Raw genomic sequence first — 17301 nt, forward strand, 5'->3', positions numbered from 1 at the left:
GGATTCTCCTCAAGGCGCGTCGAACAGATCTGAATGGCCGTGCGGCGCGCAGCGCAGATATTGCGGCGGCGCGTGAACGTGATCGCCGAGTTCAGCCGCGGCGTGCCAAGGCCAGCGCGGATCGTACAGCGCGGCGCGTGCCAACGCGATCGCATCGGCCTGCCCCTTGGCGAGAATCTCTTCCGCCTGCTTGGGCTCGGTGATGAGACCGACCGCGATGGTGGGAATGCCGGCCTCCGCGCGAATGCGTTCCGAGAATGCGACCTGATAGCCGGGGCCGAGTTTGATCTGCTGCGCAGGCGTCAGCCCGCCGCTGGAAACATGGATCGCCGGACAGCCGCGCGCCTTCAGCGCCTTCGCGAAAGCGATCGAGCCTTCGATATCCCATCCGCCGTCGGCCCAGTCGGTCGCGGAGAGTCGCACCCAGACCGGCTTGTCCGCAGGGAAGGCCGCGCGCACCGCATCGTAGATTTCGAGCGGAAACCGCATCCGGTTCTCGAGACTGCCGCCGTATTGATCGGTGCGCGCGTTGGAGAGCGGCGACAGGAATTGATGCAGCAGATAACCGTGTGCCGCATGCAGTTCGATGCCGTCGAATCCGAGGGTAGTTGCACGCTTCGCCGCGCGGACGAAATCGTCGCGCACACGCAACAAACCCTGTGCATCAAGCGCGGTCGGCACGTTGTCATCTTTCGCGAAGCCAAGCGCGGACGGCGCCTCGGTCTGCCAGCCGTCCTTCTCGCTAGGTGCGATCTGCTTGCCACCCTCCCACGGCACCTTCGTCGAGGCCTTGCGTCCGGCGTGAGCGAGTTGAATGGCGACCTTGATCGGCGAGTAAGTGCGTACCGCGCCGAGTACGCGGGCCAGCGCCTTTTCGTTAGCGTCGGAATAAAGGCCGAGATCTTGCGGCGAAATACGCCCCTGCGGCGATACCGCCGTCGCTTCCAGGATCAGAAGTCCCGCGCCGGAGAGCGCCAGATGGCCGAGATGGATCATGTGCCAGTCGGTGGCGCTGCCGTCCTCGGCGGAGTATTCGCACATCGGCGCAATGATAATGCGGTTGGACAGGGCAAGCCGCCCCAATTGCCAGGGTGCGAACAGTTCACTCACGCGTGATCTCACTATCGTTGTTGCGGCAGACTTGGTAGCAGACCGGATCGCATGATCCAAATGCGACTCAAGCATGAGCCCCGGGGCCAAACGGATGAATCGGGACAATGATGCCGCGTTCTATTCCGGCATTCCCACGTTCGACGATTTCGGCCGGCTGATGGAGCCGTCGCTCTATCGCGCCTTGCCGGGAGGCTGGCTGATCGGCACGGCGGACATCGTGCGCTCGACGGATGCGATCGCCAATCGGCGTTACAAGGCCGTCAACATGGCGGGTGCTGCAGTGATCGCTGCGATGACCAACGCAATGGGCAATCGCAGTTTTCCGTTCGTATTTGGCGGTGATGGCGCGAGCTTTGCGGTTGATGCCGCCAGTCGCGAGATTGCTGCCGAAGCGCTGGCGACGACGGCGGCATGGGTGGAGGAGGCGCTCGATCTGACGATGCGTGTCGCGCTTATTCCGATTGAAGCGATCCGTGCGGAAGGCTTCGATGTGCGCGTGGCGCGGTATGCGCCGTCGCCTCATGTCAGCTATGCGATGTTCGACGGCGGCGGCCTGAAATGGGCAGATACCGCAATGAAGCGCGGCGTGTTCGCGCTGGCCAAGGCGCCACGCGGGACTCACCCCGATCTCACCGGACTGTCATGTCATTTTTCCGAAATCATGTCGGCGCGCGGCATCATGCTTTCGTTTCTCGTGGTGCCGCACGGCGAAGATAAAGCCGCATTCCGTGCGGTGATCGAAAGAATGCTGGCGCTGGTGGAGATGAGTCCGGAGGGAGGTCGCCCGATTCCGCTGCAAGGGCCGCCGCGCCACTGGCCGTCGCCGGGCGCGGACTATGTCGCGCGGGCCTGGCGGCGTGGTCCGCTCTGGTGGCGCCGCGGTGTGGTGTCGTTGGGGGCGCTCTGGCTGTATGCGATGACGCACTCTCCCGTTCGTATCGGCAGATACGCGATGCAAACCTATCTGCGTCAGGTGGTGGATAATTCGGACTTCCGGAAGTACGACGATGGCCTGCGCATGGTGATCGATTGCACGGTGCAGACCGCAGGCGCGATCGAGGCGTTGCTTTCACACGCGGCGGCGGCAGGCACGGTCCGCTACGGCCTGCATCGGCAGGATGCAGCCCTGATGACGTGCTTCACGCTGGCGGCGATGGGGCCCGGTCATTTCCATTTCGTCGACGGCGCGCGCGGCGGCTATGCCTCCGCAGCGGCCGCGCTCAAGGCTGCGATGAACTGAAGTCCGATCAGGCCATGCCGTTGAGGAACGGATTGGTCAGGCGCTCCTGACCGATGGTCGAGCCCGGACCGTGGCCGCAGATGAAGCCGACCTCGTCGCCGAGCGGCAGCACCTTGTCGCGGATGGAGGCGAGCAGCGTTGCATGATCGCCACCGGGCAGATCGGTGCGGCCGATCGAGCCGTTGAACAGCACGTCGCCCATGATCGCGAATTTCATGTCCGGATTGAAGAACACCATGCTGCCCGGCGAATGGCCGGGGCAATGCAGAAGCTCGAACGTCAGTTCGCCGATGCTGACCTTGTCACCTTCCTCGAGCCAGGTGTCGGGCGTGACGTTGCGCAGGCCGGTGAGGCCGTAGCGCCGTGCGCTGTCCACGACATGGTCGAGCAGGAATTTGTCGGCGATGTGCGGGCCGGTGATCGGTACCTTGAGATGCTCGCGCAGTTCGTCGGCACCGCCGACGTGATCGACATGGCCGTGGGTCAGCCAGATGTGCTCGACCTTGACGCCGGCCTGCTTGATCGCGTTGAGAATGTCGAGCACGTCCCCGCCGGGATCGATCACCACGGCTTTTTTGGTTTGCTCGCACCACAGCAGCATGCAGTTCTGCTGGAATGGCGTGACGGGAATGATGCTTGCGCTGGCCTTCGGCGCCTCATTGGTCTGCTCGGTCATGCGGCCACAAAGCGCATTTTTGGGCCTTGGCCAAGTGAATTTTGCGCCTGACGGCACGGGTCTCACGCCACCGCTGTTCCCGCTGGGCGACCGCATCCATTCGCTTTATGATGGCGCGATGCTTCAATCTCCCCTTAATGCCGTGGCGTGTCCCGCAGACGGTCGCCAATCCGAGACTGCGCGCATGGTGGCGCGCGGCACATCGCGCTTTCTTGCCTCGCTGGGTTTCTCCTGTGTCGAGGAACTGCCGCTGCCCTCTGGTGGCCGTGCCGATCTGGTGGCTATGAACACACGGGGCGAGATGTGGATCGTCGAGATCAAATCCTCCCGCGAGGATCTGCGGGCCGACCAGAAATGGGAAAGCTACCGCGCCCATTGCGACCGATTGTTCTTTGCGTTCCCGAGCGAATTGCCGTGCGAACTGTTTCCGCTCGAGACGGGATTAATCGTCGCCGATGGCTATGGCGCCCATCTGCATTGCGAAGCGCCGGAGCATCGCCTGCCCGCGGCGACGCGCAAGGTGATGATGATCCGGTTCGGGATTGCCGCTGCGCGACGGATGAATCGTCTGATCGACCCGCAAGGTCACGGCATGGTCGACGAGTGACGATTACTCGGCTGCGGTGCTGACGATAGGCACCAGCGCGCTCTCGAACATGCCGAACGCGATCTCAGCGCCCTGCACCACGGATCGCGGATCGGACAGCGCCGCCGGGTGGGTTTCGAGCACGTCGAGAAAGGTTGGCCACAGCCGCTGGCCGAAGCCGTGCCGCAGATATTTCGTCGCGCCGATCGAGCACGAATCCGGATGCTCGGCGAGACGCGACAGCATCACCCGAGCGCCCATGCGCGTGGCCTCCAGCACATAGACGGTGCCGAGCATCTGCGCGGGATTGTCGAAATGCGGTTCCGGAAGCGGATCGCACGAGGCATCCATCACGATGAGGTCGTATTCGAGCGCGGCGGAGCGCGCGCGGCGCGGCCAGTCCGGCAGGATCAGATCAATGCCGTTGCGCTCGAGGGCTGCCTCGATCGGAAACAACGCCTCCGCCTGACCGCGCAGGAAGCTCGCGTAATAGCGCGGCTTGCTGAGATCGAGCCAGGACAACGCAAGATCGAGCCGCCTGTGAGAGGTGTGGGTCGCTTCGCGGATGAGATCGTGGATCATGGCCCGCTCGCGAACTGCCTTAGGCGCCAGAGGAAGGGCGCGTCACGACGATCCCGCGCGCCGGCACCAGTTCGGCGAGAAGGTCTGCGATATAATTTTTGGTGATCTGCGCAGGATAGGCGGGGCGGCCGCGCACGGTCACGCGGGGCGTACCCAGCGGTCTGTCCCAGTCCACCCGGTAATCCTCAAGCAGGCCGAGACGCTTGGTGGCTTCGAGCCGTGTCGAGATATCGATGTGGCGGGCTTTTCTCATGGCATGCGCAGCGAACTGCTCTCCGTTCGAATTCGCCGGGGCAACGCGCATCAACCCAAAAAAGTTCCGGCCCGCTTGGAGGCGGGCCGGATGACGATTTCGAGATATGTCGTTTGGCGTGTCAGCGCGGCGCGCGCTTCGCCAGAATGCGCTGAAGCGTGCGGCGATGCATGTTCAGCCGCCGCGCCGTCTCGGAGACGTTGCGGTCGCACATCTCGTAGATGCGCTGGATGTGCTCCCACCGCACCCGGTCGGCCGACATCGGGTTTTGCGGCAGTTCCGACTTGGCACCGCCAACCGCGAGCAGGGCAGCTGCGACCTCGTCAGCGTCCGCCGGCTTGGCGAGGTAGTCGACCTCACCAAGCTTCACAGCGGTGACAGCGGTGGCGATGTTGCCATAGCCCGTCAGCACGATGGCGCGTGCGCCCGGCCGCTTGCTTTGCAGCGCCGCCACGACGTCGAGCCCGTTGCCATCGCCGACGCGCAGGTCGACCACCGCGAAAGCCGGCGGCGACTGTTCGATAGCGGCAAGACCCTCGGGGACGTTGTCGCAGCTTGTGACGGTGAACCCGCGGGTTTCCATCGCGCGCGACAGGCGTTCGAGAAAGGCTTTGTCGTCCTCGACGATCAGCAGGGTGCGGGGCGCCGGCTCGACAGGCAACTGGTAGGAAGACGATTGGGTGGCTGCGTACATGGGTTTTCCTTTGTCCATGTTCATCCTATTCCAAATTGATCCGGCATTATGTCAGCCCTATGCGTCAGAGTGCCTCACCCGTGAGTGAACCTCAAGTCAGGCCGCTGACCCCCGTCTCGAAGCGGTCGCGGGGCCAGGAAATGGCGACGATCGCGCCGTGGTCCGGGAAGGCCCGGTTGGAGAAACCAACTTTGGCGCCGGTCCGTTCCAGCAGGGTGCGGGCGATGAAAACGCCAAGCCCGAGGCCGCGATGGCCGCTGCGGCTGTCGCCGCCCACCCGGCGGGAGAGGTAGGGTTCGCCGATTTTTTTGAGGAGATCAGGCGGGATGCCAGGGCCGTCGTCGGAGATGATGATGTTGACCTGCTCGGCGTCCCACCAGGCCGCCACCTCGACCGCATCGCGCGCGAAGTCGACCGCGTTCTCGACAAGGTTGCCGATGCCGTAGAGCACGGCCGGGTTGCGCAGGCCCACGGGTTCGGGCGGGCTGCCGCCGGAGATGCGGATCTTCAAATCGATGCCGAATTCGCGATGCGGCGCTACCACCTCCTCGATCAGGTTGGTGAGCGGCATGCGATCGAATGGTGCGCCGCTGGACGAGAGCTGGGTGATCTTGGCGAGAATATCGCGGCAGCGCTTGGCCTGCTCACGAATGGTCGCGACGTCGGAGATAAGCGGATCGTCCGGCGCGCGGTCCTTCGCCGCGTTCTGCAATTCGTTGGCGATCAGGAAGATGGTCGAGAGCGGCGTGCCGAGTTCATGTGCGGCAGCGGCGGCGAGGCCGTCGATCTGGGTGAGGTGTTGCTCGCGGGTGAGGACGAGTTCGGTGGCGGCGAGCGCGTCGGACAGCTTGCGGGCTTCCTCGGTCACCTGAAACGCGTAAAGGCTTGTCACCACCAGCACCATGATGATGGATAGCCAGACGCCGAACATATAGGTCGGCGGCAGCACCAGCGGTTCGTCGCCGTTCCACGGCAGCGGCAGATGGAAGAAGCCGAGAATGGTCGCGCAGGTCGCGGCCAACAGACCTAGCGCGATGGTGTAGCGGGTTGGCAGCGCCGTCGCAGAGATCAGCACGGGCGCGAGGAACAGAAACGAAAACGGGTTTTGCAGGCCGCCAGTCAAAATCAGCAGCGCCGCCAGTTCGAGGATGTTCATGCCGAGCAGCGCTGCGGCAAACACCGGATCGAGCCGGTGGGTGGGCGCGAAAGCGATCTGCAGGGCCAGGTTCAGGCCTGCCGAGAGGCCGATCACGATGAGGCAGGGCAGGATCGGCACTTCGAAGTCGAAGCCTTGCGCCACGATGAAGATGGCCGCGAGCTGCCCCAGAACCGCCAGCCAGCGCAGCCGCAGGATGGTGTGCAGACGCACGTCCGGGCGGGGATGCCGGAAATCCGAATGTAGAGTGTCGCCCATGACTGGCATTTATACGTGAACCCTCGGTTGCGGAAAGTTCCGAGTACGGGGGGAAGGGGCGACTAAGGTTGAGAAAGTTTTCCTGCACTCCATAGGGCGGATTGACGCAGATCAATGGTACGCTCATGCTGTTGCAGCGCAAAATCGAAAAGGGATTCGCGATGCCGATTGGAGAATTTGGACGGCCGCCGTCTTTGCCACAGGATGTGGGCGCGCCTGTCGTCTCTCCGATGTACTGGATGTATGAGATGGGGCAGGCGTCTCTCAGTCCGGCACGCGCTGTCGCCGACGCCACCAAATTGATGTTCCAGAATCCGCTCAACCCAATGGCGAGCACCGAGATCGGCAAATCGATCGCGGCGGGCTGCGAAGTGTTCGAGCGCACCACGCGCCGTTACGGGAAGCCGGAATGGCACATCGATCATACTGATGTGCAGGGCATCTCCACGCCAGTCGAGATCAGGACGGTCTGGGAAAAGCCGTTCTGCCGGCTTCTGCATTTCCGGCGCAAGCTCGTGCGCCCGCTGCGCGAGCCGCAGCCGCGCGTGCTGATCGTCGCGCCGATGTCGGGTCATTATGCGACGCTGTTGCGCGGCACGGTGGAGGCCTTCCTCCCCAGTCACGACGTCTACATCACCGACTGGGCCGATGCCCGGACGGTGCCGCTCGCGATGGGGCGGTTCGATCTAGACGATTATGTCGATTATGTCGTTGAGATGCTGCACGCGCTTGGCGGGAACGTGCATGTCGTGGCGGTTTGTCAGCCGTCCGTGCCGGTGCTTGCTGCGGTTTCGGTGATGGAAGCACGCAACGATCCGTTCGTGCCGGCTTCGATGATCCTGATGGGCGGACCGATCGACACGCGGCGCAATCCGACTGCCGTGAACAATCTCGCCGCCGAAAAGGGCACGGACTGGTTTCGCGGCCACGTCATCAGCAAGGTGCCGTTTCCGCATCCCGGTTTCATGCGCGATGTCTACCCGGGCTTCCTGCAACTGACTGGCTTTGTCAGCATGAATTTCGACCGGCATCTCGAAGCGCACCAGAAGCTGTTCGATAATCTGGTGAAGGGCGATGGCGATCTCGTGGACAAGCATCGCGAGTTTTACGACGAGTATCTCGCGGTGATGGATCTCACCGCCGAGTTCTACCTGCAGACGGTCGAGGAAGTGTTCGTGAAGCACTCGCTCCCCAAGGGAGAACTGATGCATCGCGGCGTGCGTGTCGATCCGTCGAAAATCCATCGTGTCGCGCTGATGACGGTGGAAGGCGAGAACGACGACATCTCGGGTCTCGGGCAGACGGAAGCCGCCCACGATCTCTGCGCGTCGATTCCCGCCGAGCGGCGGGTGCATTACATGCAGAAAGGCGTCGGCCATTACGGCGTGTTCAACGGCTCGCGGTTTCGCGCGGAAATCCTCCCGCGGATCGCGGATTTCATCGTCTCGGTTCCCGCTGCGGCGGGTTCCAAAGCGGCCGCCGAATAGGCCAGTTGCGAGCCGGATTCGCAAGAAGTGCCGATTTGACGGCCTTTTCTGGCCACAGAGCATCCTCATGCGCCGCTCGCCCGACGCAAGCCTTTGAATAGGCGTAGCTTTCTTGGCTTAAACTCTGTGGCATCAAAGTGACGGTGCCTATGATCCGGAAAGTCGGATTTTCTGATAAAAATGAATAGCGAATCTCTGTTCCTTGCCCCCTGATATGGGAGAGGAACCCCTAAGCCCCACGAGATATTGGGCAAATGATTTGTTTTAGCCAAAGCGGATTTCCCTGGCGGCGGATATGGCAGAATCCGGGCCTCGTTCTCGCCCTCGGATCTCCTGACATGGCTTTTCGCGCCCTCCTTTATCGTCGTCCCACTGAGCCTCGCACGCTTGCCGTCAAAATCGGCTCCGCGATTTATGCGATTCAACTGCGAAGGCATCGGCGCGCGAGGCGATATACGCTGCGCATTCATCCGAGCCGTCGCGAAGCCATCCTGACCATGCCTCCGCGCGGCAATCTGGCCGATGCGAAGGATTTCGCGCAGCGTCACGGCGCCTGGATCGCGGCGCGCCTCGGCGGTTTGCCGAAAGCTGCGCCGTTTGCGCCCGGCACCTCGCTGCCGCTGCGCCATGTGGCGCACAAGATTGTCCACCGCGCAGGCGAACGCGGCACCGTCTGGGCCGAGACGCGCGACAGCGGCGAGAAGATTTTGTGCGTGGCCGGCGGCGTCGAGCATGTCGAGCGCCGCGTGCTCGATTTCCTCAAGCGCGAGGCGCGGCGGGAACTGACGCGTGCTTCCACCTATTACGCCGAGATGCTCGGTGTGAAGGTGAAGCGGCTCTCGATCCGCGATCAGTCCAGCCGTTGGGGCTCGTGCACCTCGGCAGGCGCGTTGTCGTTTTCCTGGCGGCTGATCCTCGCGCCGCCTTACGTGTTGGATTACCTCGCCGCGCATGAAGTCGCGCATCTCGTCGAGATGAATCATTCCGCGCGGTTCTGGCGGGTCGTCGGGAAAATCTGCCCGCAGACCGAGCGCGCCAAGAAGTGGCTCGATGTCCACGGCAACGATCTGCACCGTTATGGCGTCAGAGATTAAGCGCGCCGCTTAAATTCATCGACCGAACAGCCGATCCATCAGCCAGCCGCCGCCGGACAATCCGGCGTCGGCTTCAGGCCGACCCGAAGTCTGTGCCGGACGCGGCTGCGCATTGCCGTTGCGGGAGGGATAAGCGGGCTGGCTGTAGCGTCCTGCGCCGTAAGACGGCTCCCGCGTGTAGGAGGCCTGATCCGACGGCGCCGCGCCAAGTGGCTGCGGCGGGGGCGGCGAACCACCACCACCGCCGCCGGAAAGCGACTGGAAGAAATCACTGATCGGGTTGTTCGGCTGCGGCACCGGCAGGTTAGCGACCCGCACGCCTTGATGAGCCGCTCTCATGAAACGCGTCCAGACTTCGACCGGCAGGCCGCCGCCGGTGGCCTTCTTCGTCGGTGAGCTGTCGTCGTTGCCGAGCCAGACGCCGGTGACGAGATGTGCCGTGTAGCCGACGAACCAGGCATCGCGGAAATCCTGGCTGGTGCCGGTCTTGCCAGCGGCGTACCAGCCCGGAATGTCGGCCTTCTTCGCGGTGCCGATCACCAGCGTCTCGTGCATCATGGCGTTCATCATCGCCACATAGCGCGGATCGATCACCTGCGAGGCCGGATCCGGCGGGCGCACGTAGAGGATCTTGCCGGTGTCGGAGGCCTTGATGCGCGTGATGACATGCGGCGAGACGGCGATGCCGTTATTCGCGAAGGTCGCGTAGGCGCCGACGAGTTCGGTCGGCGACACTTCCGAGGTGCCGAGCGAGATCGTGGCGTTCGGTTCCAGCTTCGAGGCGATGCCGAGCCGATGCGCGGTGCGCACCACGTTCTGCGGGCCGACTTCGATGCCGAGCCGCACCGCCACGGTGTTGAGCGACATCGCGAGCGCCTGCGTCAGTGTGACGGGGCCGAAATACTGGTGGCTGTAGTTCTCAGGCTTCCAGCCTTTGACGTCAATCGGTGCGTCCTGCCGCACCGTGTCCGGCGTCAGCCCCGCTTCGAGCGCGGTGAGATAGACGAACGGTTTGAACGCGGAGCCCGGCTGGCGTTTGGCCGTGACCGCGCGGTTGAACTGGCTTTCCGCGTAGTTGCGGCCGCCCACCATGGCGCGGACCGCGCCGTCGGGCGTCATCGCCACCAGCGCACCCTGGCTCACGTTGAACTTCACGCTCTTGGCCGCGAGCTCGTCGATGATGGCTGCTTCCGCCACGCTCTGCAGTTTGGGATCGATCGTGGTTTCCACCACGATGTTCTGGTCGACCTGACCGATCAGATCATCGAGCACTTCGCTGATCCAGTCCGCGACATAGTTGATCGTGCCGGCGCCGGTCGGCTTCACCGCGAAGGATGGATGTGCGATCGCGGCTTTCTCCTGTGCGGGCGTGATCAGTTTGGCGTCGACCATCGCCGCGAGCACGACGTCGGCGCGCTTCTCCGCGCCTTCCGGATTGCGATTCGGCGCAAGCCGCGACGGCGATTTGACGAGGCCCGCGAGTATGGCCGCTTCGAACAGCGTCACGTCCTTCGCTGGCTTGCCGAAATATTTCTGGGCAGCGGCTTCGACGCCGTAAGCGCCCGAGCCGAAATAAACGCGGTTCAGGTAAAGTTCGAGGATCGTTGTCTTGCTGTACTTGCGTTCGAGCCACAGCGCGAGTTCTGCTTCCTGCAGTTTTCGCTGCAGCGTGCGTTCCTGGGTCAGGAACAGGTTCTTGGCGAGCTGTTGCGTCAGCGTCGAGCCGCCTTGTGAGACGCCGCGATGCAGGACGTTGGCGATGGCCGCGCGCGCGATGCCGATCGGATCGATGCCGAAATGCGAATAGAAGCGCCGATCCTCGATGGCGATGAAGGCGTTCGGCAGATAGGGCGGCAGATCCTTTAGCGAGACGTTGGCGCCCGGCATCTCGCCGCGCGTGGCGATGACGGACCCGTCGGTTCCGACGATCTGGATCGTCGGCGGCCGCTTTGGAATTTCCAGCGAACTGATCGAGGGCAAATGCGCGCCGACCCAGACCACACCGCCGACGACGGCGATCATCGCCCACAGGCCAAGCACGACGCCCCAATAAGCGACGCGGCCAAAGCGTTTGCGAAGGGACACCTTGCTGGCGCGGCTGGACCTGCTTTTATCGGCCTTGCGCTCGCGCGGCTCGGGCTTCTCGCGGCGGGTACGCACGGGCGGCTCGTCCTCGTCGTCGAAATTGCTGTTGTCACCGACGCGGTCGCTGCGGTTCAGGCGCAAGCCGTCGAGGGACGCCTTGCCCTCGAATTTCGGTTCGCGGCGTCCGCCTGATTTCTTCCGCGCCATCCGCTTGTGTCCGTGCCTCTCTCCGGTGACCGGGTTGGAAGCTAACGGCGGCGGTTTAAGGGCAGGTTACCGACTGGTTAACGCCCATTAGCACTCTGGTTCCCGCTCATGCAGCGCCGCGCGCCACATCGGGATTTGCGAGCAGGTGCACCAGCGCCCGCTTGATCGCGGCCTGCCGTGTCGGCGCGGTGATCTGTGCACCCATCAGATCGGTGACATAGAACACGTCGCGGACGCGTTCGCCGAAGGTCGCGACATGCGCTGAGCCGATATTGAGGCTGAGCTTCGAGATGGCGGTGGTGAGCTGATAGAGCAGGCCCGGCCGGTCGAGACCGGTGACCTCGATCACGGTGTAGACGTCGGACCACTGGTTGTTGATAACGACTTCCGGCTCGACCACGAAGACCTTGTCTTTCGTCCTCGTTTGCGTGCGTTTGGCGACCGTTTCGGGTAGACGTATCTTGCCTTCCAGAACCTGCTCGATCATTTCGCCGATCCGCGTGGCGCGGCGGGCCTCGTCCTCGTTGCGGTCGTATTCGCGGGAGATCGCGATGGTGTCGAGTGCAAGGCCATCGGTGGTGGTGTAGATCTGCGCATCGACGATGTTGGCGCCGTTGGCCGCACAGGCGCCCGCGATGATCGAGAGCAGCCAAGGATGGTCTGGCGCGAGCAGCGTCAGTTCGGTGACAGCTCGCCCTTCCTCGAAGCCGACTTCGATTGCGAATTTCTTGCCGCCCGCATCGGCGTTCTTGATGAAACGCGCGTGGTTGATCTTGCGCGGCAGTTCAACCTTGAGCCAGTAGGCCGGATATTGCCGTCCGATATAGGCATCGATTTCGGACTCGGGCCATTCGCTGAAGGCGTTACGGAATTCGGCATGCGCGACGTCGACGCGGCGGGCGCGGTTGACCTCGGAGAAGCCGCCGGTCAGCGCAGGCTCGGTTTCGTAGTAGAGCGTGCGCAGAAGCTGCGCCTTCCAGCCGTTCCATACGCCCGGGCCGACGCCGCGGATGTCGGCGGTGGTGAGGATGGTCAGGAGCTTCATCTGCTCGACCGACTGCACGACGGCTGCGAAGTTTTCGATGGTCTTGCGGTCCGACAGATCGCGCGATTGCGCGACGGTGGACATGGTGAGATGTTCCTGGATCAGCCAGGCGATCAGCTCGGTCTCCGCGGCGTTGAAACCGAAGCGTGGACACAGCCGCCGCGCAACCTTCGCGCCCGCGATGGAGTGATCCTCGGGGCGGCCCTTGGCGATGTCGTGCAGGAACACGGCCATGTAGAGCACCGAGCGATGCTCGGGCCGGATCTTCTTGAACAGATCGTTGGCAAGCACGAACTCCTCGTGGGTGCCCGCCTCGATGTCCTGAAGAATGCCGACGCAGCGGATCAGATGCTCGTCCACCGTGTAGTGATGATACATGTTGAATTGCATCATCGACACGATCTTGCCGAAGGTGCGGATGAACTGGCCGAGTACGCCGGTCTCATTCATGCGCCGTAGCACCGTCTCGGCGTCTGGCGAGGTCAGGATTTCCATGAACAGCCGGTTGGCTTCCGGATTCTCGCGCACCTGCGGGGTGATCAGGTTCAGCGAACGCGTCACCGCACGCATTGCGTCGGGATGGAAATCGAGATTGTTCTTCTGCGCGAGGCGGAAGATGCGGATCAGGTTGACCGGATCGTGCTTGAAGACGTTGGGCGCCGCGAGATTGATGCGGGCATTGTCGACGATGAAATCCTCGGTGCCCGCGATCTTGCCGCGGCGTTTTTGCGGCCGCAGCCGCGCCATCACGCGGTTGAGCACCGGCGCGGGCTTGGCTTCCTGCTCTTCAAGTTTTGCGCACAGGATCGCTGTGAGGCCGCCGACCTGCCGCGCCACCATGAAGTAATGCTTCATGAAGCGCTCGACATCCTGCATGCCGGGGTGCGAGGTGTAGCCGAGACGCTGCGCGATCTCACGCTGGATGTCGAACGACAGCCGTTCTTCCGCGCGGTTGGTCAGGAAGTGGATGTTACAGCGGACCGACCAGAGAAAATCCTCGCAGCGGCGGAAGGTGCGATACTCGGTGGCATCGAAGACGCCGCGCTTGACGAGTTCGCTCGCATCGCGGACGCGGTAGACGTATTTCGCGATCCAGAACAGCGTATGGAGATCGCGCAGGCCGCCCTTGCCGTCCTTGACGTTGGGTTCGACCAGATAGCGCGACTGTCCGGCGCGGTTGAGTCGCTCCTCGCGTTCGGCGAGCTTGGCCGCGACGAACTCCGATGCGGTGCCCTGCACCACGTCCTTGTCGAAGCGCACCATCAATTCGTCATAGAGGTGCTGGTCGCCGATCAGATAGCGGCTCTCCAGAATCGCCGTGCGGATCGTCATGTCGGCGAGCGCCTGACGGATGCACTCGTTGACCGTGCGGGTGGCGTGGCCCACCTTCAGTCCCATGTCCCAAAGGCAGTAGAGAATGACCTCGGCGACCTGCTCGCCCCACGCGGTCTGTTTGTAGGGCAGCACGAACAGCAGATCGATGTCGGATTCCGGCGCCATCAGGCCGCGGCCGTAGCCGCCGGTCGCGACGATCGACATCCGCTCTGAATCGGACGGCGTATGCGAATGATAGAGATGCCGGGTCGCGGCCGTGTAGAGAATACGGATGATGGCGTCATGCAGCGCGCACAGCCGTTCGGCGGTACGCCGTCCATGCCGCTCGGCGAGCAGTTCGGCCTGCGCGACTTCGCGTGCTTTCACCAGTTCGGCTTTCAGCAGCTGTGCCATCGCCGAGCGGAATGCGTCGTCGTGACCTTCGTGCTTTTCGGCGAGCGCATCGATCCTGTTCATCACCGCTGCGGCTTCGAAACCGAGCACGGGCGTCTCGCTGCTGCGTTCCCGCGCGGCGTCGGCTGGGGAGACTTCAAGGGTTGAGGATGGCGACGGCGTCATGGGCGAGGATTGCAATTGTCGAACCGGAGCGCGGGATATTCCGTCTCCTAGGAGGCCTTTCGGCTGACATTTGATGACAACGCTTTGAAAAACAAGCGCAATATTTCATCACCGATCACAAAAACGCGCCGGCGGAAGTTAAATCCTTAGCCGTTCAGCTTGGCTTTCAGCGCGTAGAGCGCATCCAGCGCCTCGCGCGGGGTCAGTTCGTCCGGCTGGATGGCGTTGAGTGCCTCGATCAGCGCCGCGGCTTCGGGCGAGGGCGCGGCTTCGCTGTCGCTTGCCCGCGCGGTGACGGCGAACAGCGGCAGGTCGTCGATCAGCGCCTGCGCCCCGGTGCCGCGATCCTGTGCTTCGAGTTTCGCCAGCACCGTCTTGGCACGCGCGATCACGGCGGGCGGCAGGCCCGCGAGCTTGGCGACCTGAATGCCGTAGGAGCGGTCGGCCGCACCCGGCAGCACTTCGTGCAGGAACACGACGTCGCCGTGCCATTCCTTGACGCGCACGGTGGCGTTGAACAGGCGCGGCAGCTTGGCCGAGAGCGCGGTGAGTTCGTGATAATGCGTCGCGAACAGTGCACGGCATTTGTTGGCGTCGTGCAGATGTTCGATCGAGGCCCACGCGATCGACAAGCCGTCGAAGGTCGCTGTGCCGCGCCCGATCTCGTCGAGGATCACCAGCGCTCGCTCGCCTGCCTGATTGAGGATCGCGGCCGTCTCCACCATCTCGACCATGAAGGTCGAGCGGCCGCGCGCGAGATCGTCGGCGGCGCCGACGCGAGAGAACAGCCGGTCGATCACGCCGATCTTCGCGCGCTTGGCCGGCACGAAGCTGCCAATCTGCGCCAAGAGTGCGATCAGCGCGTTCTGGCGCAGGAAGGTGGATTTGCCAGCCATGTTCGGGCCAGTGAGAATCCAGATCTGGCCCGAGGTTTGCGATGGTGCGGGCGAGAGGTCGCAGGTGTTAGCGATGAAAGACTCGCCATTGCGCTTCAGTGCGCGCTCCACCACCGGATGGCGTCCACCCTCGATGTTGAACGCGAGCGAGCCGTCGACTTCGGGGCGGACATAGTTCTCGTCTATCGCGAGCCGGGCGAGCGAGGTCGCAACGTCGAGCACGGCAAAGGCGTGAGCCGCCGCGCGTAGATCGTCGCCGATGGACACGGTCTGCACGACGAGCCGTTCGAAAATCTCGAGCTCCAGTCCCAGCGCGCGTTCGCCTGCGTTGGCGATGCGTGCCTCGATCTCGCCGAGTTCAGACGTGGTGAAGCGGACCTGGCCCGCCAGTGTCTGGCGATGGATGAAGGTCGCGTTCAGCGGCGCAGACATCAGCTTGTCGCCGTGCTGCGCGGTGACCTCGACGAAATAGCCGAGCACGTTGTTGTGCCGGATCTTCAGGGCTTTAATGCCGGTGTCTTCGGCGTAACGCGCCTGCATCGAAGCAACGACAAGGCGGGAGGCATCGCGCAGCGAGCGGGTCTCGTCGAGCGTTGCGTCATAGCGCTCGCGGACGAAGCCGCCGTCGCGCTTAGATAGCGGCAATTGCTCGGCGAGGGCGCGGGCGAGGACCTCGGCGAGGTCGCGCGAGGGCTTGCTCAGCGCCTCGATGGCGGCGGTAATTTCCTGCGGTGGCTCCTGCATTTTTTGCAGCCGCGCGATGGCGGCGTCCGCCGCCGTGATGCCATCGCGCAATCCTGCAAGATCACGAGGTCCACCGCGACCGACCGAGAGCCGCGCCAGCGCGCGCGACATGTCTGGCGCTTCGCGCAGGATTGCGCGCAGGTCATCAGCGGCGGCAGGATCGGCCACGAAAGCTTCAACCGCGTCGTGTCGCCGCGTAATGGCGGCGATGTCGGTGAGGGGCGTTGCGAGCCGCTGAGCGAGAAGGCGCGAACCTGCCGCGGTGACAGTCAGATCGATCGCGTCGAGCAGCGAGCCGCGCCGTTCGCCCGCCAGTGTGCGGGTGAGTTCGAGATTGGCGCGCGTGGCGGGGTCGATGGCGAGCGTCGAGCCCGCGAGTTCGCGCGCGGGCGGCGACAGCGGCGGATGCTTGCCGACCTGCGTGCGCTCGACATAAGTGACGGCGGCGGCAGCCGCGGTCGCTTCCAGCCGTGACAGTGTGGCGAGGCCGTCCATCGTGGCGACGGCGAAATAAGCGCACAGCCGCTGTTCGGCGTTGGCGCTGTCGAACACGTCGCGGGTCAGCGGCGTGACGGCGGTGTGCTCGCGTAAGGTTGGACCGAGCGTTTCATCGCCGAGGATCGCGTCGGGCACGACGATCTCGTTCGGGCTGACGCGTGCGAGCGTGGTGGAGAGTTCGCTTACGCCGCATTCGGTGACGGTGAATTCGGAGGTCGAGATGTCGATCCAGGCAAGTCCGAGGCGGTCGTCGCCGCTGGACGCGCGGGCGCGCGCGATCGCCATCAGATAATTGTTGGCCTTGGCGTCGAGGAGATTGTCTTCCGTCAGTGTCCCCGGCGTGACCAGCCGCACCACGTCGCGGCGTACCACGCTTTTGGAGCCACGCTTCTTCGCCTCGGCCGGGTCTTCCATTTGCTCGCACACCGCGACGCGGTGGCCGAGTGCGATTAGCCGGTGCAGATAGTCGTCGGAGCGCTCGACCGGCACACCGCACATCGGGATGTCTTCGCCCTGATGCTTGCCGCGCTTGGTGAGCATGATGCCGAGCGCGCGTGAGGCGGTCTCCGCATCCTCGAAGAACAACTCGTAGAAATCACCCATTCGGTAGAACAGGAGCAGGCCCGGATTGGCGGCCTTGATTTCAAGGTACTGCTCCATCATCGGCGTAACGCGCGCGACCGTGTCCTTCGGCTCGGGGGGTGCGTTCGTCGCGGCGGGAGAGGGGGCGTGCATCGTCATGGCGGCGCACGCTAGCAAAATTAGGGGTGGGCTTCACACCCCGGAACGGCCGC

At 63.7% G+C, this 17301-nt stretch carries 13 protein-coding genes; 4 read left to right on the plus strand and 9 right to left on the minus strand.

Annotated elements, in window-relative coordinates:
• Positions 1-9: 9 nt before the first annotated feature.
• On the minus strand, positions 10-1110 hold the full coding sequence (locus HMPREF9697_RS15470; protein WP_002718176.1) for an NADH:flavin oxidoreductase/NADH oxidase: 1101 nt from the start codon (positions 1108-1110) through the stop codon (positions 10-12).
• 94 nt (positions 1111-1204) lie between these two features.
• Here HMPREF9697_RS15470 and HMPREF9697_RS15475 point away from each other — a divergent pair, with 94 nt between their 5' ends.
• The gene (locus tag HMPREF9697_RS15475; protein WP_115622198.1) at positions 1205-2353 is read left to right on the plus strand and encodes a DUF3095 domain-containing protein; all 1149 of its coding nucleotides are present in this window, start codon (positions 1205-1207) and stop codon (positions 2351-2353) included.
• A gap of 7 nt (positions 2354-2360) precedes the next feature.
• On the opposite strand, the gene HMPREF9697_RS15480 is transcribed toward HMPREF9697_RS15475, so the two are convergent.
• Positions 2361-3029, minus strand: a complete 669-nt coding sequence (locus tag HMPREF9697_RS15480; protein WP_002718178.1) for an MBL fold metallo-hydrolase — start codon at positions 3027-3029, stop codon at positions 2361-2363.
• Between the two features lie 118 nt (positions 3030-3147).
• Here HMPREF9697_RS15480 and HMPREF9697_RS15485 point away from each other — a divergent pair, with 118 nt between their 5' ends.
• On the plus strand, positions 3148-3636 hold the full coding sequence (locus HMPREF9697_RS15485) for an MmcB family DNA repair protein (RefSeq protein WP_040308305.1): 489 nt from the start codon (positions 3148-3150) through the stop codon (positions 3634-3636).
• Between the two features lie 3 nt (positions 3637-3639).
• Here the strand turns inward: HMPREF9697_RS15485 and HMPREF9697_RS15490 are convergent, their stop codons facing one another.
• The 4 genes from HMPREF9697_RS15490 to HMPREF9697_RS15505 form a co-directional block, all read right to left on the minus strand.
• The gene (locus tag HMPREF9697_RS15490; RefSeq protein WP_002718180.1) at positions 3640-4197 is read right to left on the minus strand and encodes a biliverdin-producing heme oxygenase; all 558 of its coding nucleotides are present in this window, start codon (positions 4195-4197) and stop codon (positions 3640-3642) included.
• 19 nt (positions 4198-4216) lie between these two features.
• Positions 4217-4450: a hypothetical protein gene (locus HMPREF9697_RS15495; protein WP_172583886.1), complete on the minus strand. Its 234-nt coding sequence runs from the start codon at positions 4448-4450 to the stop codon at positions 4217-4219.
• A gap of 121 nt (positions 4451-4571) precedes the next feature.
• Positions 4572-5144 (minus strand): ActR/PrrA/RegA family redox response regulator transcription factor, encoded by a 573-nt coding sequence (locus HMPREF9697_RS15500; RefSeq protein WP_040307974.1) that lies wholly within the window; start codon positions 5142-5144, stop codon positions 4572-4574.
• 91 nt (positions 5145-5235) lie between these two features.
• Positions 5236-6567, minus strand: a complete 1332-nt coding sequence (locus HMPREF9697_RS15505; protein WP_002718183.1) for an ActS/PrrB/RegB family redox-sensitive histidine kinase — start codon at positions 6565-6567, stop codon at positions 5236-5238.
• A gap of 152 nt (positions 6568-6719) precedes the next feature.
• On the opposite strand from HMPREF9697_RS15505, the gene HMPREF9697_RS15510 reads away from it, so the two are divergent.
• Together HMPREF9697_RS15510 and HMPREF9697_RS15515 are read left to right on the plus strand one after the other, a co-directional pair.
• Positions 6720-8045, plus strand: a complete 1326-nt coding sequence (locus HMPREF9697_RS15510) for a polyhydroxyalkanoate depolymerase (RefSeq protein ID WP_040308306.1) — start codon at positions 6720-6722, stop codon at positions 8043-8045.
• Positions 8046-8299: 254 nt separating this feature from the next.
• The gene (locus HMPREF9697_RS15515) at positions 8300-9139 is read left to right on the plus strand and encodes a M48 family metallopeptidase (RefSeq protein WP_085947194.1); all 840 of its coding nucleotides are present in this window, start codon (positions 8300-8302) and stop codon (positions 9137-9139) included.
• A 15-nt stretch (positions 9140-9154) separates the two neighbouring features.
• On the opposite strand, the gene HMPREF9697_RS15520 is transcribed toward HMPREF9697_RS15515, so the two are convergent.
• From HMPREF9697_RS15520 to mutS, 3 genes are all read right to left on the minus strand, one after another.
• Positions 9155-11431: a transglycosylase domain-containing protein gene (locus tag HMPREF9697_RS15520; protein ID WP_002718186.1), complete on the minus strand. Its 2277-nt coding sequence runs from the start codon at positions 11429-11431 to the stop codon at positions 9155-9157.
• A gap of 106 nt (positions 11432-11537) precedes the next feature.
• The gene (locus HMPREF9697_RS15525) at positions 11538-14369 is read right to left on the minus strand and encodes a [protein-PII] uridylyltransferase (RefSeq protein WP_002718187.1); all 2832 of its coding nucleotides are present in this window, start codon (positions 14367-14369) and stop codon (positions 11538-11540) included.
• Positions 14370-14515: 146 nt separating this feature from the next.
• Positions 14516-17248 carry a DNA mismatch repair protein MutS gene (gene mutS / locus HMPREF9697_RS15530; RefSeq protein WP_002718188.1) on the minus strand — a complete coding sequence of 911 codons (2733 nt, stop codon included), beginning with the start codon at positions 17246-17248 and terminating at the stop codon, positions 14516-14518.
• Positions 17249-17301 lie beyond the last annotated feature (53 nt).

The sequence above is a fragment of the Afipia felis ATCC 53690 genome (assembly GCF_000314735.2).
GTDB classification, from domain to species: domain Bacteria; phylum Pseudomonadota; class Alphaproteobacteria; order Rhizobiales; family Xanthobacteraceae; genus Afipia; species Afipia felis.